14 protein-coding genes are annotated in these 14,444 nt (G+C 68.2%); 5 read left to right on the top strand and 9 right to left on the bottom strand.

What is annotated here, in order from left to right:
* Positions 1-15 precede the first annotated feature (15 nt).
* From E0H92_RS26060 to E0H92_RS26040, 5 genes are read left to right on the top strand one after another with little or no spacing between them, the layout of a single operon-like run.
* Positions 16-1,077: a zinc-binding dehydrogenase gene (locus E0H92_RS26060; protein WP_131497995.1), complete on the top strand. Its 1,062-nt coding sequence runs from the start codon at positions 16-18 to the stop codon at positions 1,075-1,077.
* Positions 1,074-2,537, top strand: coding sequence for an aldehyde dehydrogenase family protein (locus E0H92_RS26055; protein ID WP_131497994.1), 1,464 nt, complete (start codon positions 1,074-1,076; stop codon positions 2,535-2,537). The genes E0H92_RS26060 and E0H92_RS26055 overlap by 4 nt, the downstream gene beginning before the upstream one ends.
* 45 nt (positions 2,538-2,582) lie before the next feature.
* Positions 2,583-3,476, top strand: a complete 894-nt coding sequence (locus tag E0H92_RS26050; protein ID WP_165549983.1) for a LysR family transcriptional regulator — start codon at positions 2,583-2,585, stop codon at positions 3,474-3,476.
* 53 nt (positions 3,477-3,529) lie between these two features.
* Positions 3,530-4,171 carry a hypothetical protein gene (locus tag E0H92_RS26045; protein ID WP_131459662.1) on the top strand — a complete coding sequence of 214 codons (642 nt, stop codon included), beginning with the start codon at positions 3,530-3,532 and terminating at the stop codon, positions 4,169-4,171.
* Positions 4,168-5,319 carry a PrsW family intramembrane metalloprotease gene (locus E0H92_RS26040; RefSeq protein ID WP_131459663.1) on the top strand — a complete coding sequence of 384 codons (1,152 nt, stop codon included), beginning with the start codon at positions 4,168-4,170 and terminating at the stop codon, positions 5,317-5,319. The genes E0H92_RS26045 and E0H92_RS26040 overlap by 4 nt, the downstream gene beginning before the upstream one ends.
* Here E0H92_RS26040 and groL read toward each other — a convergent pair.
* The 9 genes from groL to E0H92_RS25995 form a co-directional block, all read right to left on the bottom strand.
* Positions 5,308-6,999, bottom strand: coding sequence for a chaperonin GroEL (gene groL, locus E0H92_RS26035; protein ID WP_131497993.1), 1,692 nt, complete (start codon positions 6,997-6,999; stop codon positions 5,308-5,310). The genes E0H92_RS26040 and groL overlap by 12 nt on opposite strands.
* Positions 7,000-7,021: 22 nt before the next feature.
* A complete protein-coding gene (locus E0H92_RS26030) occupies positions 7,022-8,047 on the bottom strand; it encodes an NAD(P)-dependent alcohol dehydrogenase (protein ID WP_131497992.1) in 1,026 nt (341 codons plus the stop codon).
* Positions 8,044-8,736, bottom strand: coding sequence for an iron-sulfur cluster assembly protein (locus E0H92_RS26025; protein WP_202873812.1), 693 nt, complete (start codon positions 8,734-8,736; stop codon positions 8,044-8,046). The genes E0H92_RS26030 and E0H92_RS26025 overlap by 4 nt, the downstream gene beginning before the upstream one ends.
* Positions 8,737-8,747: 11 nt before the next feature.
* A complete protein-coding gene (locus E0H92_RS26020) occupies positions 8,748-9,791 on the bottom strand; it encodes an amidohydrolase family protein (RefSeq protein WP_131497990.1) in 1,044 nt (347 codons plus the stop codon).
* Between the two features lie 15 nt (positions 9,792-9,806).
* Positions 9,807-10,181 carry a propane 2-monooxygenase effector subunit MimD gene (gene mimD, locus E0H92_RS26015; RefSeq protein WP_130381670.1) on the bottom strand — a complete coding sequence of 125 codons (375 nt, stop codon included), beginning with the start codon at positions 10,179-10,181 and terminating at the stop codon, positions 9,807-9,809.
* Positions 10,178-11,365 carry a ferritin family protein gene (locus E0H92_RS26010; RefSeq protein WP_131497989.1) on the bottom strand — a complete coding sequence of 396 codons (1,188 nt, stop codon included), beginning with the start codon at positions 11,363-11,365 and terminating at the stop codon, positions 10,178-10,180. The genes mimD and E0H92_RS26010 overlap by 4 nt, the downstream gene beginning before the upstream one ends.
* Positions 11,362-12,423: an NADH:ubiquinone reductase (Na(+)-transporting) subunit F gene (locus tag E0H92_RS26005; RefSeq protein ID WP_131459669.1), complete on the bottom strand. Its 1,062-nt coding sequence runs from the start codon at positions 12,421-12,423 to the stop codon at positions 11,362-11,364. The genes E0H92_RS26010 and E0H92_RS26005 overlap by 4 nt, the downstream gene beginning before the upstream one ends.
* Positions 12,424-12,428: 5 nt before the next feature.
* Positions 12,429-14,081, bottom strand: a complete 1,653-nt coding sequence (locus tag E0H92_RS26000) for a ferritin family protein (protein WP_131347533.1) — start codon at positions 14,079-14,081, stop codon at positions 12,429-12,431.
* Positions 14,082-14,165: 84 nt separating this feature from the next.
* Positions 14,166-14,399, bottom strand: a complete 234-nt coding sequence (locus E0H92_RS25995) for a hypothetical protein (protein WP_131293644.1) — start codon at positions 14,397-14,399, stop codon at positions 14,166-14,168.
* Between the last annotated feature and the right edge of the window lie 45 nt (positions 14,400-14,444).

The following is a 14,444-nucleotide window of genomic DNA, read 5'->3' as shown; positions in this document are numbered from 1 at the left end:
GAACAGGACTCGAGGATGACGACAGTGAACGCGACCGCGGCGATCTGGTCCGGCGTGGAAGCGGGCTTCTCCGTGGGCACGCTGCCGTTGCCGGTACTGCGGCCGGGCGAGGTCCTGGTCCGCACCGAGCTGGCCACGATCTGCGGCAGCGACTTGCACACGATCAACGGCGACCGCCCCACCCCGCTGCCGACCGTCCTCGGGCACGAGGCCATCGGCCATGTCGTCGCCACGGGAGGCGACGTGACTGTCGGCGTGGGTGACCGCATCACCTGGACGATCGGTACGTCGTGCGGCGCGTGCCGCCGGTGCCTGCGCGGCATCCCCCAGAAGTGCCTGTCGGTCCGCAAGTACGGCCACGAGGCGATCGACGACCACTGGAAGCTCAACGGCGGCTTCGGGACCTACGTGCACCTCGTGGCGGGCACGGGCCTGGTGAAGCTGCCGGACCACCTGCCCGCGGCCGTCGCCACACCCGCCAACTGCGCGACCGCGACGGTTACCTGCGCGGCACGCCGTACCGGACTCACCGCGGACGATGTCGTCGTGGTGCTCGGGTGCGGCATGTTGGGGCTGACGGCGGTGGCCTACGCCCGGGATCGTGGTTGCACCACCGTGATCGCATCCGATGTCGACCCGTCGCGCCGCGAGCTGGCAGCGCGCTTCGGCGCCACCGCGGTCGTCGAACCGCAGGACCTCGCCGCGACGACGAGCGAGTACGGCGCTGACGTCGTCTTCGAGCTGTCCGGCAACAACCACGCCGTCCGATCGGCCTTCGAGGTGGTCGATCTGGGCGGCCGGATCGCGCTGGTCGGCTCGGTGTCGCCCGCGCCGGAGATCGGGTTCGAACCGAGCGGTTTCGTCAAGAACCTCACGACCGTCGTCGGCAGCCACAACTATCGCGTCGACGACCTCGTCGAGGCCGTCGACTTCCTCGAACGCACGTCCGCACAACAGTTGTTCGCCGACCTGATCCCGGCGCCGTACCCGCTCGCCGACATCGTGCAGGCGATCAAGACCGCCGGCACCGGCGGTGCGCCGCGCATCGCCATCGACTTCAAGGAGATCGCTTCGTGAGCCTCGACTTCAAGGTCCAGGCGGACCACCTGCTCAACTACGTCGACGGAACGTGGACCCCGAGCAGCGGTGGGCAGACCCGGCCGAACCTCAACCCGGCCGACACCAACGACGTGATCGGAGAGTTCGGCGAGTCCGTGGCGGCCGATGTCACCGCAGCGGTCGACGCTGCCGAGGCCGCCCAGCCGGCCTGGGACGCGATCGGGCCGATCGAGCGGGCCAAGGTGCTGACCAAGGCGGCCCGGTTGATCGAGGACCGGATCGAGGACTTCGCCGCGGCGATCACCCGCGAGCAGGGCAAACGCCTCGGCGAGGCGCGCGGCGAGGTGACCCGGGGGCTGGCGATTCTCGAGTTCCACGTCGGTGAGGCGCGCCGGATGAACGGCGAGACAACCGCCGCCGAGGAGCCGCGCACCGTCGTACTGACGTTCCGGCGCCCGATCGGCGTCGTCGGCCTGATCACGCCCTGGAACTTCCCCCTCACCATCCCGATCTGGAAGGTCGCGCCGGCATTGTTGTCGGGCTGTACGGCGGTTCTCAAGCCGTCCCCGCTGACTCCGCTGACGGCGGCCCTATTGGTGCAGGCGTTCCACGACGCGGGCGTGCCGGCCGGCGTCCTCAATCTGGTGCAGGGTGACCGCGAGGCCGGCGAGGCGCTCGTCGACGACGTTCGGGTGGCCGGGATCTCCTTCACCGGGTCGCTGCCCGTTGGTCAGGCCATCAACCGGGCCGGCGCCGGCCGCCTGCTGCGGACCCAGCTCGAACTCGGCGGCAAGAACGCACTCATCGTGCTCGCCGATGCCGACCTCGACGCGGCCTGTGACGCCATCGTCCACGGCGCGTACGGACAGTCGGGTCAACGGTGCTCGGCCACCAGCCGGATCATCGTCGACCGCACCGTCCACGACGAGTTGATGGCCCGGCTGGTCCCGCGCGTCCGCGCAATGAAGATCGGTCCGGGAGACCAGCCGGACGCCGACATCGGCCCGGTCGTCAACGACGAGCGCCACCAGGCCTGTCTCCAGGCGATCGAGCAGGCCGTTGCCGACGGCGCCGAACTGCTGGCCGGCGGCGGAGCAGCCGAGCTCGGTACGCCGGGGTACTTCGTCGAGCCGACGCTGCTCGACCAGGTCGCGTGGAACTCCGAACTCGCCCAGGAGGAGGTCTTCGGACCGGTCCTGTCCGTCATCACCTGCGACGGGTACGACGACGCGATGCGGATCAGCAACTCGGTGAAGTACGGCATGTCCGGCACGATCTTCACCCAGAACCCGGCGCTGATGTTCCAGGCGCTGCAGGACTTCCAGGCGGGCATGCTGCACGTGAACCGCCCCGGTGTCGGCGCGTACTCGCACCTGCCGCACATGGGCGCCAAGGCCTCCCAGCTCGGCGCTCCGGAATGCTCGCCGGACGTCTGGAACTTCTACACCGACCTCCGGTCGGCCTGTATCAGGTACTGACCTCTCCGTGCGATTATGGCCGCGTTCCCGCAGGAAAGGCGGCCGATGTTCAGTCTCACGCAACTCGAGATCTTGGCTCGCGTCGTCGACGAAGGCAGCTTCTCCGCGGCGGCGAAGACCCTCTACATGAGCCAGCCGGCCGTCTCCAACCACATCCGGCAGCTCGAGCGGAGTCTGGGCGTGAGCCTGGTCCACCGTGGACCGCACGGCGCCCAGCCGACACCTGCCGGCGCGGTCGTCGTGGAGCACGCGCGCGAGGTTCTCGCCCTGCTGGACCGGCTCGAGCACGCGACCGCCGGGTACCGCGGGCTCGACACCGGCCAACTGGTGGTGGCCGGTACGACGACCTTGGGTACCTACCTGCTGCCGCGCCTGATCAGCGAGTTCACGATCCGCGCACCCAAGGTCTCGTGCCAGATCCGGGTCGGGAACGAGGACACCGTCGAGTCGTGGCTGCTCGCGGGCGAGGTCGGCCTCGGCCTGTGCGCGGCGACCCCGACCGCCGAGGCGCTCCGCAGCGAGCCGGTGCTGACCGAGGACATGGTCCTGGTCGCGCCGGCCGGTTGCCCGCTGAAGGACCGCGAGCTCACGGCAGCTGACATCGCGACGAGCCGCTTCCTGCTGCGTGAGCCGGGATCGGCGACCCGCCGGCTGCAGGAGCAGTCGCTGCGCGCGTGGGGGCTGGATCAGGTCGACACCTGGGACCTGTGGGGCTCGGACACGGTCAAGGAGGCAGTGCAGCAGGACCTCGGCCTCGCGGTCCTGTCCGAACACGTCGTACGCCGCGAGGTCGAGGTCGGCTTCCTGGTGTGTCTCGACATCAGCCCGGCTCCCCCGCAGCGCGAGGTCTCCCTCGTCCGCCGAGCCGACCGCATCCTCACCCCTCCCGAGGAGGCCTTCGCAGCCCTGGTCCGGGCCACCGCGGAGTGGCCCGGCTGAGCACTCTTCGATTACGATCTGTCACCACCGCCCCTCGCTGATCGGAGTGTCGTATGGCAGAAGGCACGGGGCAGGCGCCGCAGGGGTGGGTGCCGGTCGAGCATCGGTGGTTCGGGCTGGATCGCCGGACCTTCGCCGCGGGGTTCAGCGCACTCGCCATCGCGCTGCTGCTGATCTACGGGTTACAGGGGCTGAACGCCGCGATCCCCTGGCACAACGAGATCCGGGCCGGTCAAGTGCTGGACCTCGGCGACGGGGCGACGGCCGTGCCGCCGGTGGGATGGCAGCTCGAGCACGGCACGCTGACCGGCGGCGCGGGCGCGGCCGCGACGAGTCTGCAGATCGTGCTGGCGTCCGGCGGCGCCACGATCGAGCTGGACGGGACGTCGTACACCGGAAGCGCCGCAGCGTTCCTCGATCAGGTGCAGCGGTCGGAAGGGGATTCCGCGCGGGTCAGGGGATCCCGTGGCTCGCTGACGACCGACGCCGGCCTGGTCGGCGTGGTCGAGAGCAGCACCGGGCCGAGCGGTGACGCGGTCGACGTGGCGTTCAAGATGGCCGTGGGTACGACGGAAGCGGTCGACTCGGCGCCCGCGCTGCTGGTTCGGGTGCGAACCGCGGCGGGACAGTTCGAGCGGTACCAGGACGAGGTGGCCACGATGCTCCGCAGTATCACGCCGGGAGTCGCGCGATGACCGCCGTACCGGAGGAGAAGCTCGCTCAGCGACAGGCGATCGAGCTGTCCGGGTGGGGACAGCCGTACCAGTTCCTGCAGCCGCACAACGTTGCCTTCTGGGTCTATCTGCTCGGTGTCGGCGGCGGCGCCCTGACGATGCTGCGGTACTTCGGCGCCGGGGCCTCGTTCTACACACCCGCGCTCGCGGGTGGAGTCGTCCTGTTCGGCCTGTACCTCGTCCCGTGGTTGCTGCTCCTGCGCCACCACAATCGGTTCACCGCGCAACCCGGCTCGCTCCTGGCGACCGGCTTCGTCTGGGGCGGGATCGCCGCGCCGTTCTGGATCGCGCTCCCGGCGAACGGCGCGCTGCTGTCGATCTGGGCCAAGGCCGGCGGTACGTCGTTCGCCGCCGACTGGGGCGCGGGCCTGACGGCGCCGATCAACGAGGAATGGGGCAAGGCGCTCGGCCTGGTGCTCCTGATCGGGCTGGCTCCTCGGCTCGTGCGCAGCGCGTACGACGGGTTCATCATCGGCGCGTTCATCGGCCTGGGATTCCAGGTGTTCGAGGACGTTCTCTACGTCTACAACGGCGCGACGCAGCTGTACGGCGTCGACCAGTTCGGCTCCTCGCTGCGCGTGTTCCTGGTCCGCGGAGCGGCCGGAATCGTCTCGCACGCGTTGTTCAGCGCGATCTTCTGCGCCGGCCTGATGTGGGTACTCGGCCGCAGCGGTGAACGGAGGGTCCTCCGCGGCGTGCTGACCATGCTGATGGCGATGTTCTTCCACTTCACCTGGGACGACATGGCCGCGATCAGCGGTGGCAGCTGGCTGGTCGCGGTGCTGCCGTTCGTGATCGGCGTCGTCGAGCTCGCGGCACTCTTCTCCGTGCTGCGGCACGCGGCCCGGCAGGAACGCGGCTGGATGCGGGACCTGCTCGCTCCCGAGGTCGAGTCCGGCGTCGTCGATGCCGCGCTGGTCGATGCGGTCAGCGGTCTGCGCAAGGACCGGAAGAAGTACCGCAAGCAGCTGCGCAGCCGGTCGAAGGCGCGCCACCTCGTCGAAGCGGCGGGCGACCTCGCGCAAGAGATCGCCCGGGCGGACGGCGCCGACTCCGCCGGCGTCGCCCACGCCCGAAGCGAACTGGTCCGTCTCCGATCAGCCGACTGACGGGCCGAGGCCCAGGGATTGCGGCGTGCTGGGATCCGGGGACGGCTGGTGCAGTCCTTCGTCCAGTGCGCCGTACTCGGTCATCAGTGCCGCACTGCCGCCCCACGGGGTCTGTTCCTCGGCGATCAGGGTGTTGGTGGTGAGCAGCAGTCCGGCGACCGAGGCGCCGTTCTGCAGGGCTGACCGGGCGACCCGGAGCGGGTCGATGATGCCCATCTCGAGCATGTTGCCGTAGCGGCCGTCGAGCGCGTCGAAGCCGTCGTCGACATCCATCTGGCCGGTTCGCTCGAGCACCTCCGCGCCGTTGTAGCCGGCGTTCGTCGCGATCAGGTACGCCGGCTCACGCAATGCCCGCCGTACGATCTCGACACCGGTCGCGTAATCGCCCTTCACCTGCAAGGTGTCGAGCGCCGGTGCGGCATGGAGCAGTGCCATCCCACCGCCGGCGACGATGCCCTCGGCCATCGCGGCGCGGGTCGCCGACAACGCGTCCTCGACCCGGTGCTGCAGCTCCTTCAGCTCGGCCGGGGTCGGTGCGCCGACCCGGATCACCGCGACCTTGCCCGACAGCGACCCGATCCGTTCGGTGAGCACGTCCTCGTCGACGCCGAAGCTCGCGCGCTCCAGCTCGGCACGCAACTGCGCGATCCGGAACGCGACCTCCTGCTCGCGCCCGGGAGACGCGACGATCGCCGTCCGGTCCGCGTTCACCCGGACCTGATCCGCGCGGCCCAGCTGGGCGACGGTCATCGTCTCGAGGCTGAACCCCGAGTGCCGGCTGTACACCGCGCCACCGGTGATCGCCGCGATGTCCTCCAGCTTGTGCAGCCGCCGGTCGCCGAACCCCGGCGCCTTCACGGCCACACACTGGAACAGCCCGTTGACGTGGTTGTGCACCAGCATGCTGAGCGCCGTACCTTCGAGGCTCTCGGCGATGATCACCAGCGGCCGCGGCTCGCGCATGATCTTGTCCAGCAGCGGCATGATCTCCTGCACCTTGGTGATCTTCTCGCTGCACAACAGGATGTACGGGTCGTCGAGATTGGCCTGCAGACTGCCCGGGTCGGTCACCATGTACGGCGACAGGTAGCCGTTGTCGAACTCGAATCCCTCGACGAAGTCGACCCCCATGCCGTGCACGGCGGACTCCTCCACCGTGACGATCCCGCCGTCGCCGATCGTGAACAGCGCCTTCGCGATCGCGGCGCCGACCAGGTCGTCGTCATTGGCCGAGATCGCGGCCACCCGGGCGAAGTCCTGCTCGGTGGCGACCGGATGCGCGACCTCACGCAACCGCTCCACCAGCTTGCCGACGGCCAGGTCGATCCCCCGTTTCACCAGAACGGGGTTCCCGCCGGTGCCGATCGCGGCCATGCCCTCGCGGATGATCGCCTGCGCGATCACGGTCGCGGTGGTGGTGCCGTCGCCGACGATGTCGTTGGTCTTGATGGCGGCTTCCTTCACCAGTTGCGCGCCCATGTTCTCGAACTGGTTCTTGAGGAAGATTTCGCGGGCGATCGTCACGCCGTCGTTGGTGACGACCGGCGACCCGGTGATCTTCTCCAGGATCACGTTGCGGCCCTTGGGCCCGAGCGTCGACTTCACGGCGTCCGCCAGCTGGTCGACGCCGGACAGCAACAGGTCGCGGGCCTCTTCTCCGAATCTGAGTTCCTTGGCCATCGGTTCCCTCCGGAAATGGTCGTTACGGAACGAGGATCGCGCGGCCGCGGACGCGGCCGGCGTCGAGATCGGCGACCGCTTCGGCGGCCGCGTCGAGGGGGTAGGTCCGGGTGTGCAGCGTGACCTTCCCGGCCTGGGCGAGCGCCATCAGTTCGGCCAGCTCGTTGAACGTGCCGACGATGTTGCCGACGATGTTCCGTTCGGTGGAGATGATGTCCAGGGTCGGGATCTGCACCTGGCCGCCGTACCCGATCACGAAGTACGATCCGCCGCGGCCGGTCATCGCGAAGCCGTCCTGCTCGGCGCCCTGCTCCGCGACGAAGTCCAGTACGACCTGCGCGCCGGCGCCGCCGGTGAGCTCCAGGACCGTGTCCACGTGCTTGCCATCAGCAACTACCGTCTGGTCGGCGCCGAGCTGCTCGGCCAGCTTGAGCGCGTCCGGGTTGCGGTCGACGACGATGATCCGGGCCGCGGTCAGCGCCGCGAGGCACTGCACGCCGATGTGCCCGAGACCGCCCGCGCCGACTACGACGGCCGTCGTACCCGGCGGCAGCAGCGGGAGCGCCTTGCGGACCGCGTGGTACGCCGTGATGCCGGCATCGGCCAGCGCCGCGACGTCCTGCGGCCGGGTGCTCGGGTCCAGCTTCACGCAGGCGCGGGCGGAGGTGAGGAGGTACTCCGCCATCCCCCCATCGCTGTCGAGCCCCGGGAACGAACTGTTGGAGCAATGCATGTCGTTGCCGGCCCGGCAGGCCTGGCAGAGCCCGCAGGTCGGTGTCGGGTGCAGGATGACCGTGTCCCCGACCTGGACGTTGGTCACGGCGGAGCCGATCTCGTGGACCCAGCCGGCGTTCTCGTGGCCGATCGTGTAGGGCAACGACGGGTGCATCGCCGCGTCCCACTGGCCTTCGATGATGTGCAGGTCGGTACGGCACACTCCGGCGCCGCCGATCTTGACGACGACGTCCAGTGGGCCCTTGACGACCGGTTCCGGTACGTCGTCGACCACTGGTTGCTGGTGGTACCCGTGCAGTCGAACGGCCTTCATCCCAGTTCCTCCTCGCCCGCACCGGACTCGGCGTACCGGTGCTTCAGCATTCCCCTGCAGATCCCGGTGTTGGCCTCGACACCGGTCCGGGTCAACCGGGCCAGCCCGAGGTGCCGTGCCGCCGCCGCACGGTCGATGGCCGCCCCGGTGCCGGCATCGACGAGCAGCGGCGCGTCGGGGCCCGCCGGCAGCCCGAGCTCGGTCCGGCGTCGGAGCAGCCGGGCGAGCTCGGGTGACGGCGGCACGTCCTTGATCGTCAGGCCGACCGGATCGATGCCCGCAGCAACCAATGGCCGGCAGACCGTGTCGGTGCCGGCCAGGACCGCCTTCTGCACGAAGGTCCGGCGCAGGTCGTCCAGCTCGGCCGCTGCCTCACCAGCGAAGGATCCGACGAATCCGGCCCGCGCCGCCACGCCGGCGTTGATCTGCGCGGCCGCGAAATGGTCCTCCAGCGCGACGTCGACCGAGCGTACGGCGGGCAGCGCGGAGACCACGTCGTACGCGTCGGCGACCATCAGGAAGGCGAAGTTCGGCGCACAGAAGTACGTCGGCAGCCGCAGCCGGACGACCACGTCACCGGCTGCCGACACGACGCAGGTGGACACGAAACCCAGCGTCGTGATCGGCTCGTCCAGCTCCGGGTCCCGGACCGCGCCCAGCGCGTCCAGAACCCGGTCCCGCTCAGTCACGACCGCTGTCATCAGGACGCGACCAGCTTGGAGTCGTCCTGTGCGGCGGGCGTCGCCTCCTTCAGTTGCAGTTCGCCCGGGACCTTGAGGTCGTAGAGCTTGGCGGCGTTCAGTCCGAGGATCTTCTTCTTGCCCTCGACACCGAGCCGCGGGTAGTCCGCGAACTCCGGCTGGTCGGGCATCTCCCAGTCCACGAAGCCCTCGACCTGCCACTTCGGCTCCCAGATGCCGTAGTCGCTGCCGAACGTCATCTTGTCCTCACCGACCCAGAACAGCAGCTCGCCCATCACCTTGGCGAAGAACTGCGGGCGGGCGTGCATCAGACCGCCGATCACCACCGACAGACCGGCGTACACGTTGGGCTCCTGGGTCGCCATGAAGCAGAAGTCCTCGATCCGCGGCAACCCGACGTGCTCGACGATGAAGTTGAGCTCCGGGAAGTCGGTCGCGGCGTGGTCCACGTCGGCGACGTCGAACGCGTCCTTGTCCAGCGGCCAGATCGTGGGGCCCTTGTGGACGTGGATGTTCTTGATCCCGAGCTCCTGCGCCTTCGCCAGGTAGGTGTACGCCGCGGGGTCGGTGAGCTTGTAACCGCGCGAGCCCGCGTTCCACTCGGCGGTGTAGAGCTTCACGCCCTTGGAGCCGTACCGCTCGACGTTCCGCGCCAGCTCCACCAGGCCGGCGTCACCGTCACGCGGGTCGAAACGGGTGTTCAGCACGAACATCCCCGGATGCTTCTCGCCGAGATTCGCGTTCTGCTCGGTGGTGTTGAAACCCTCGGTGTACCACTCCTTCAGGTACGTCGGCTGGAACACCGCGACGTCCACGTAGCCGTCCTCGAAGACGTCCTTCATCAGGTCGTCCTCGGTGTAGCTCATGAACTTCTCGATGGGCCAGTGGGTCTCCTTCGGCGCGAGGCTCTGGTAGGCGTGGAAGCATTCGATCCAGCCCTTCGCGTACTGCTCCGCGCCCTTCACCCAGTTGTCCGGGCCGGCCTTCCACATGTGCATGTGGCTGTCGACCACGAAGTACTTCTCACCGTTCTTCTCGTACACGAAAAGACCCCCTTGTCAGCTGGATGCGGTCAGGTCGAAGCCGATGTACTCGGCGGCGTCCTCGGGGTTGGCGAACATGATGGTCCGGTCGTCCAGGTGCACCATCCGCCCGTAGTGGGTGGACATGTTCTCCTCGAACTCCGCCTGGTCGAAGAACCCCGGCTCCTCCCCGAGCGCCTCGGAGATGTCGTCGTACACGAAGTCCATCCGGCCGATCGCGTCGACCCGGATCATCGACGGCAGGTGCGTCACCGTGACGTTGTCCAGCCCGGTCATCACCTCGGCCACGATCGCGCCGACCTGGTTGTTCATCAGCGTCACACCGCACTTGTTGGACGCGGTGCTGTCGGACTTGAACGGGCTCTCGACGACTGCCCTGAGCGTGGTCACTGTGCCAACTCCTTCGGTGCCTCGAGGCCCAGCTGGCCGAGGATGCCGCTGAACCGGTTCTTCACGCGGTCGAGACCGTCCTCGAACCGTGGTGGCTTGGCGTCCGGCTGCGACCAGAGCGGCTGCAGCTTCCGGGCGGCGCCCAGCGCCTTCTCCGTCCAGGACCCCAACCAGTCCGTCAGGATCGCCTTGTTGTGGTCCGCGAACTCCTTGTCGTTCGTGAGCAGCTCGAACATCGCCGTGGTGTAGCGCAGGTCCCGTTCGGCGAAGTCGTACTCGGCCGCGCCGATCACCGTCGGGGTGACGAAGTCACCGTTGCGCGGGGACGCCTGCTGAACCAGCTGGCTGCGGAACAGCTCGCCGACGAGCGGTTCGAAGACGACGTTCGCGGCGAAGATCGCCTCACACCAGTCGTCGATCGCCGTCAGCTGCTCGGCGACGTCACGGACGCCCTGCCAGGCCGGGTCGTCGTTCCAGGTCTGCAGGTGCGCGCTGCCGTCGAACCCCTCGATCTCCTCCGAGAGCGTGAGGTTGTAGAGCGCGAGGTCCTGCGCGGCGCGGATCCGGTGCATGCTGTTCACCGAGATCGCGTTGTTGTGCATGTTCGTCGGCGCGCGCCGGTTGGCGTTCGCGTACAGGTAGAGACCGAGGCCGTGGTCGACGTGCATCCAGGCGCCGACGTGGTGCTCGACGAAGCGCACCCAGTTCGGGTTCCACTGCTCGAAGGCCTTCGACTGCTTGGCCGCCTCGACGTTCTGGGTGACCTGGCGGACGACGTTGGAGTTGTAGCGGTAGAGGGTGAGCTCCCACTCCTCGTTCGGGTCGCGGAACTCGTGCCAGCCGGTGGCCGGCCATTCCTTGACCATCATCCCGCCGGTCCCGGGCCCGCGCTGCGGTGACGGTTTGTCGGAGCCCCAGGCCTTCAGCGCGGTCCAGTCCAGCGGGTAGCCGCCGCGGCCGTCGGAGAAGCCGTAGAGCCAGCCCTGGCTGAGGTAGTGCCGGGGGTCCGGCTGTACGTCGACCGTGACGTCCTCGTAGTGGCTCTGCTTGCGCTTCTGCGGCTTGTAGTAGTTGTAGTGCCGGAGCGTCGAGTCCGGGAACTCCTTGGCGCCGGCCTCGGCGTCGGTGAAGACCGGCTTGGGGACACTGCGTTCGAACTTAGGTGAGTCCTGTGTGGTGGTCATAGGTTTCCTGCCTCCAGCACCTTCGAGTCACCGGCGTCGCCGGTCGTGGTGAACTTGTCGTAGTAGATGTGCTTGGTCGCGACACCGAGCCGTTCGAGCAGCGGGATCGCCGCCTCGACCATCGGCGGCGGACCGCACACATAGGCGTCAGCTCCGGTCAGATCCGGCTCCAGGCGGCGGACCACATCGGTGATCAGTCCGCTCTCGCCCTCCCACTCGTCCTCGGACAAGGCGGGGACGAACCGGAACTGCGGCAGTCGTTCCTCCAGCTCGCGCAGTTCGTCGGTGAAGCACAGGTCGCCGCGGGTGCGGGCGCCGTAGTAGAAGGTCGCCGGCCGGTCGATGCTGCGGTCGGCCATCGACCGCAGCAACGACAGGATCGGCGCCAGTCCGGCGCCGCCACCGACGAAGACCAGTCGGGCGCCCGGGTTGTCCCGGAGGGTGAACACCCCGAAGGGCCCGCTCAGCTCCAGTTGGTGGCCGACCCGCAACTCGGTGTCGAGAAACTCCGAGAACAGGCCGCCCGGGTAGACCTTGATGACGAACTCCAGTTGCCCGCCGTCCCGGCTCGACGTGTTGGCCATCGAGAACGAGCGGCTGGCATCCCAGCCCGGCACCCGCAGGTCGACGTACTGCCCGGGAAAGAACTTCAGCTCGCCGGGGCCGGCCAGTTTCAGCACCAGGTGCCGCAGGTCGTGGGTCACCGGGGTGATGGCCACGACCTCGGCGGTGCGTTCCTGGATCGGCAGCCCGGAACGGATCATCTCCTCGTCGTAGTTGAGCAGCTCGATCGTGAGGTCCTCGAACGCGTGCGCCCGGCAGAGCAGGGTGTAGCCCTCGTCCAGCTCGTACTCCGGCAGCGCGAAGGTGGAGTAGCGGTCCAGGTCGATGTCCTCACCGTCGAGGACGAACGACTTGCAGGACGCGCACTGCCCCTCCTTGCAGCCGTGCATGAGCATCACGCCCTGCTCGGCCGCGGCACGCAGGATCGTCTGGTCCTCGTCGACCTCGATCTCGATGCCGACGGGCTCGAACCGCACGATGTGCTTGCCGCCCATGAGATCTAGGCGTCAGCAGGTGCGGGGCGGCCGGCAGGGCCTCCCTTGACGTAGCGGGCGGCGAACGCGGTGCGCTCGTCATCGGTCATCTCGTTGAGCAGCACGTTCGGGCTCGCCAGCGGCGGGCACTTGCGCAGATGGTCCAGCGTCCACATCTTGTCCGGGTCCAGGTCGAGATGCGGCTGCGCGACCATGGTCTTGCCGTCGTCGCGGACGAAGCCCATGTCCGACACCACGTCGGCCCAGTTCCAGCCGTGGTACAGCGTCTCCCACTCGCGGTGGCCGATCAGCTTGCCCATGTTCGGCGTCTGCCGGCCCTGGTACGTCGGCCGGAACGCGGTCTCGTCGGTCCACTTGCACATCTCGTGGCAGTACGTCCGCCACTGGCCGTCGACCTTCGCCATCACCATGTCCTCACGGACCAGGCACGGCACCATGCACGTCCAGCAGCGGTGCGGGTACTCGTAGTCCACGTCCTCGAACACGATCGGCTTGTGCCCGTTCGGCCGGGAGAGCCGGTTGTAGTTCTCCCACCAGGCGCCGTACTTGTCGTACCAGCCCGGGTACTTGTACTCGAACCACTCGAAGTCCTTGTCTGTCATCGGGTCGATCCGCCAGTAGTTGGCGAGCCAGCCGGTGGCGAAGAACTGCGCGACCTCGTGCACGTAGCCTTTGTTCCAGATCTGGTTCCAGGACTCCTCGATCAGGTCGTGCGGGATCTCGAGCCCGTACTTCTCCAGCGGGACCAGGTAGCTGCGGTAGTAGTCGTCGTAGATCCAGCGCCGCCACATCTCGGCGTACGACTCGCGGTCCTTGCGGCGGTCCTTGGTGCCGTACTCGATGAACGTGCCGATGGCCGCGTCGACGACGCGGTGGTTGTTCCACCACGCGTACCGCAGGTCGCGGGCCAGCAGCTGGTGGTTGTCCTCGTCGGCGAGCGCCATCAGCAAGGTGGCGTACCCGTTGCTGATGTGCCGGGACTCGTCGGACTGCACCGAGTGGAAGACCGTCGGCAGCAGGTAGTCGCCGTTGGCCGCGGCCTCGGCCGGCATCGCGACGAACAGGGTGTTGGTGAACGCGGTCTCCGCCACGATGGTCAGGTAGATACTGGCCGCCGTGATCGCGTCACCGGTGATGAACCCCTCGGCGAACTGGCGGCCGATGGTGCCGCAGTAGTCGCTCTGGAAGTTCCGCAGGCTCGAGTTGAAGCCCGCCGGGTCGATGTAGTTGTTCATGTACAGGCGTTTGAGGTTCTGCTGGATCGTCGAGTGCCTGACCTCGTCGATCATCTGGATGGCCTGCCCGTTGTGCAGCTCGGGGTTCGGGACGGTCCGGAACAGCAGCGGCATCGCCCGCGCGGCGGAGATCTCCGGCAGCGGGATGATGCTCAGGAACAACTTCTGCCACTCCAGCCAGCGCTCCTGCACCTGGCGGAACATGTTGCCGCGGATCGCGCCGTCGGAGGCGCCGTACACCCGGTGGTCCTTCTCTTCCTGCATCGGGAAGTACGACCGCAGGACCTGCTTCAGCGGGTCCTTCTTCTGCGCCTTGCGGAACGTGTAGTCGGTGCCGTACTGGGAGACCGGCTCGTGGTACGCCGGTTCCCAGGACAACTCCTGGATCTTCTGGTGGGCCTTCGCCACACTCTGGCGACTCATGGCACTCCTCCCGCTCATGTGACCGGCTGTCCTTTGCAGTACACGCGGGAGGGAGTGTGCTGAAGGTCTCAAATTGAGAAGGGCTTACGGCGCCCCGAGCATCCTGGCCCGGAGCTCCGCCAGCTGTTCCGCGGTCTGTTGGGCGATCCGCTGGTCGCCCTGCGGATCCGGCCGGATACCGAAGCAGCGCAACAGTTCGGCGGCCGGCTCGCCGGGGTGCCCGGTCGCGCCGAGGACCGGATGCAGGCCGGCATCCGCGAGGTGCTCGAAGACCAGGTGGACGACGGTCCACGGGTTGTACGACTCCTCGTTCTCCATGTTCTCCAGGTTCTCCGCGCAGACCCCGGGCGCGCGGCCGGTTGT

The sequence above is a fragment of the Kribbella speibonae genome (genome assembly GCF_004331375.1).
Taxonomy (GTDB): Bacteria; Actinomycetota; Actinomycetes; order Propionibacteriales; family Kribbellaceae; genus Kribbella; species Kribbella sindirgiensis.
Note: the sequence above shows the minus strand (reverse complement) of the source record. Positions and strands in the feature narration are given on the sequence as shown.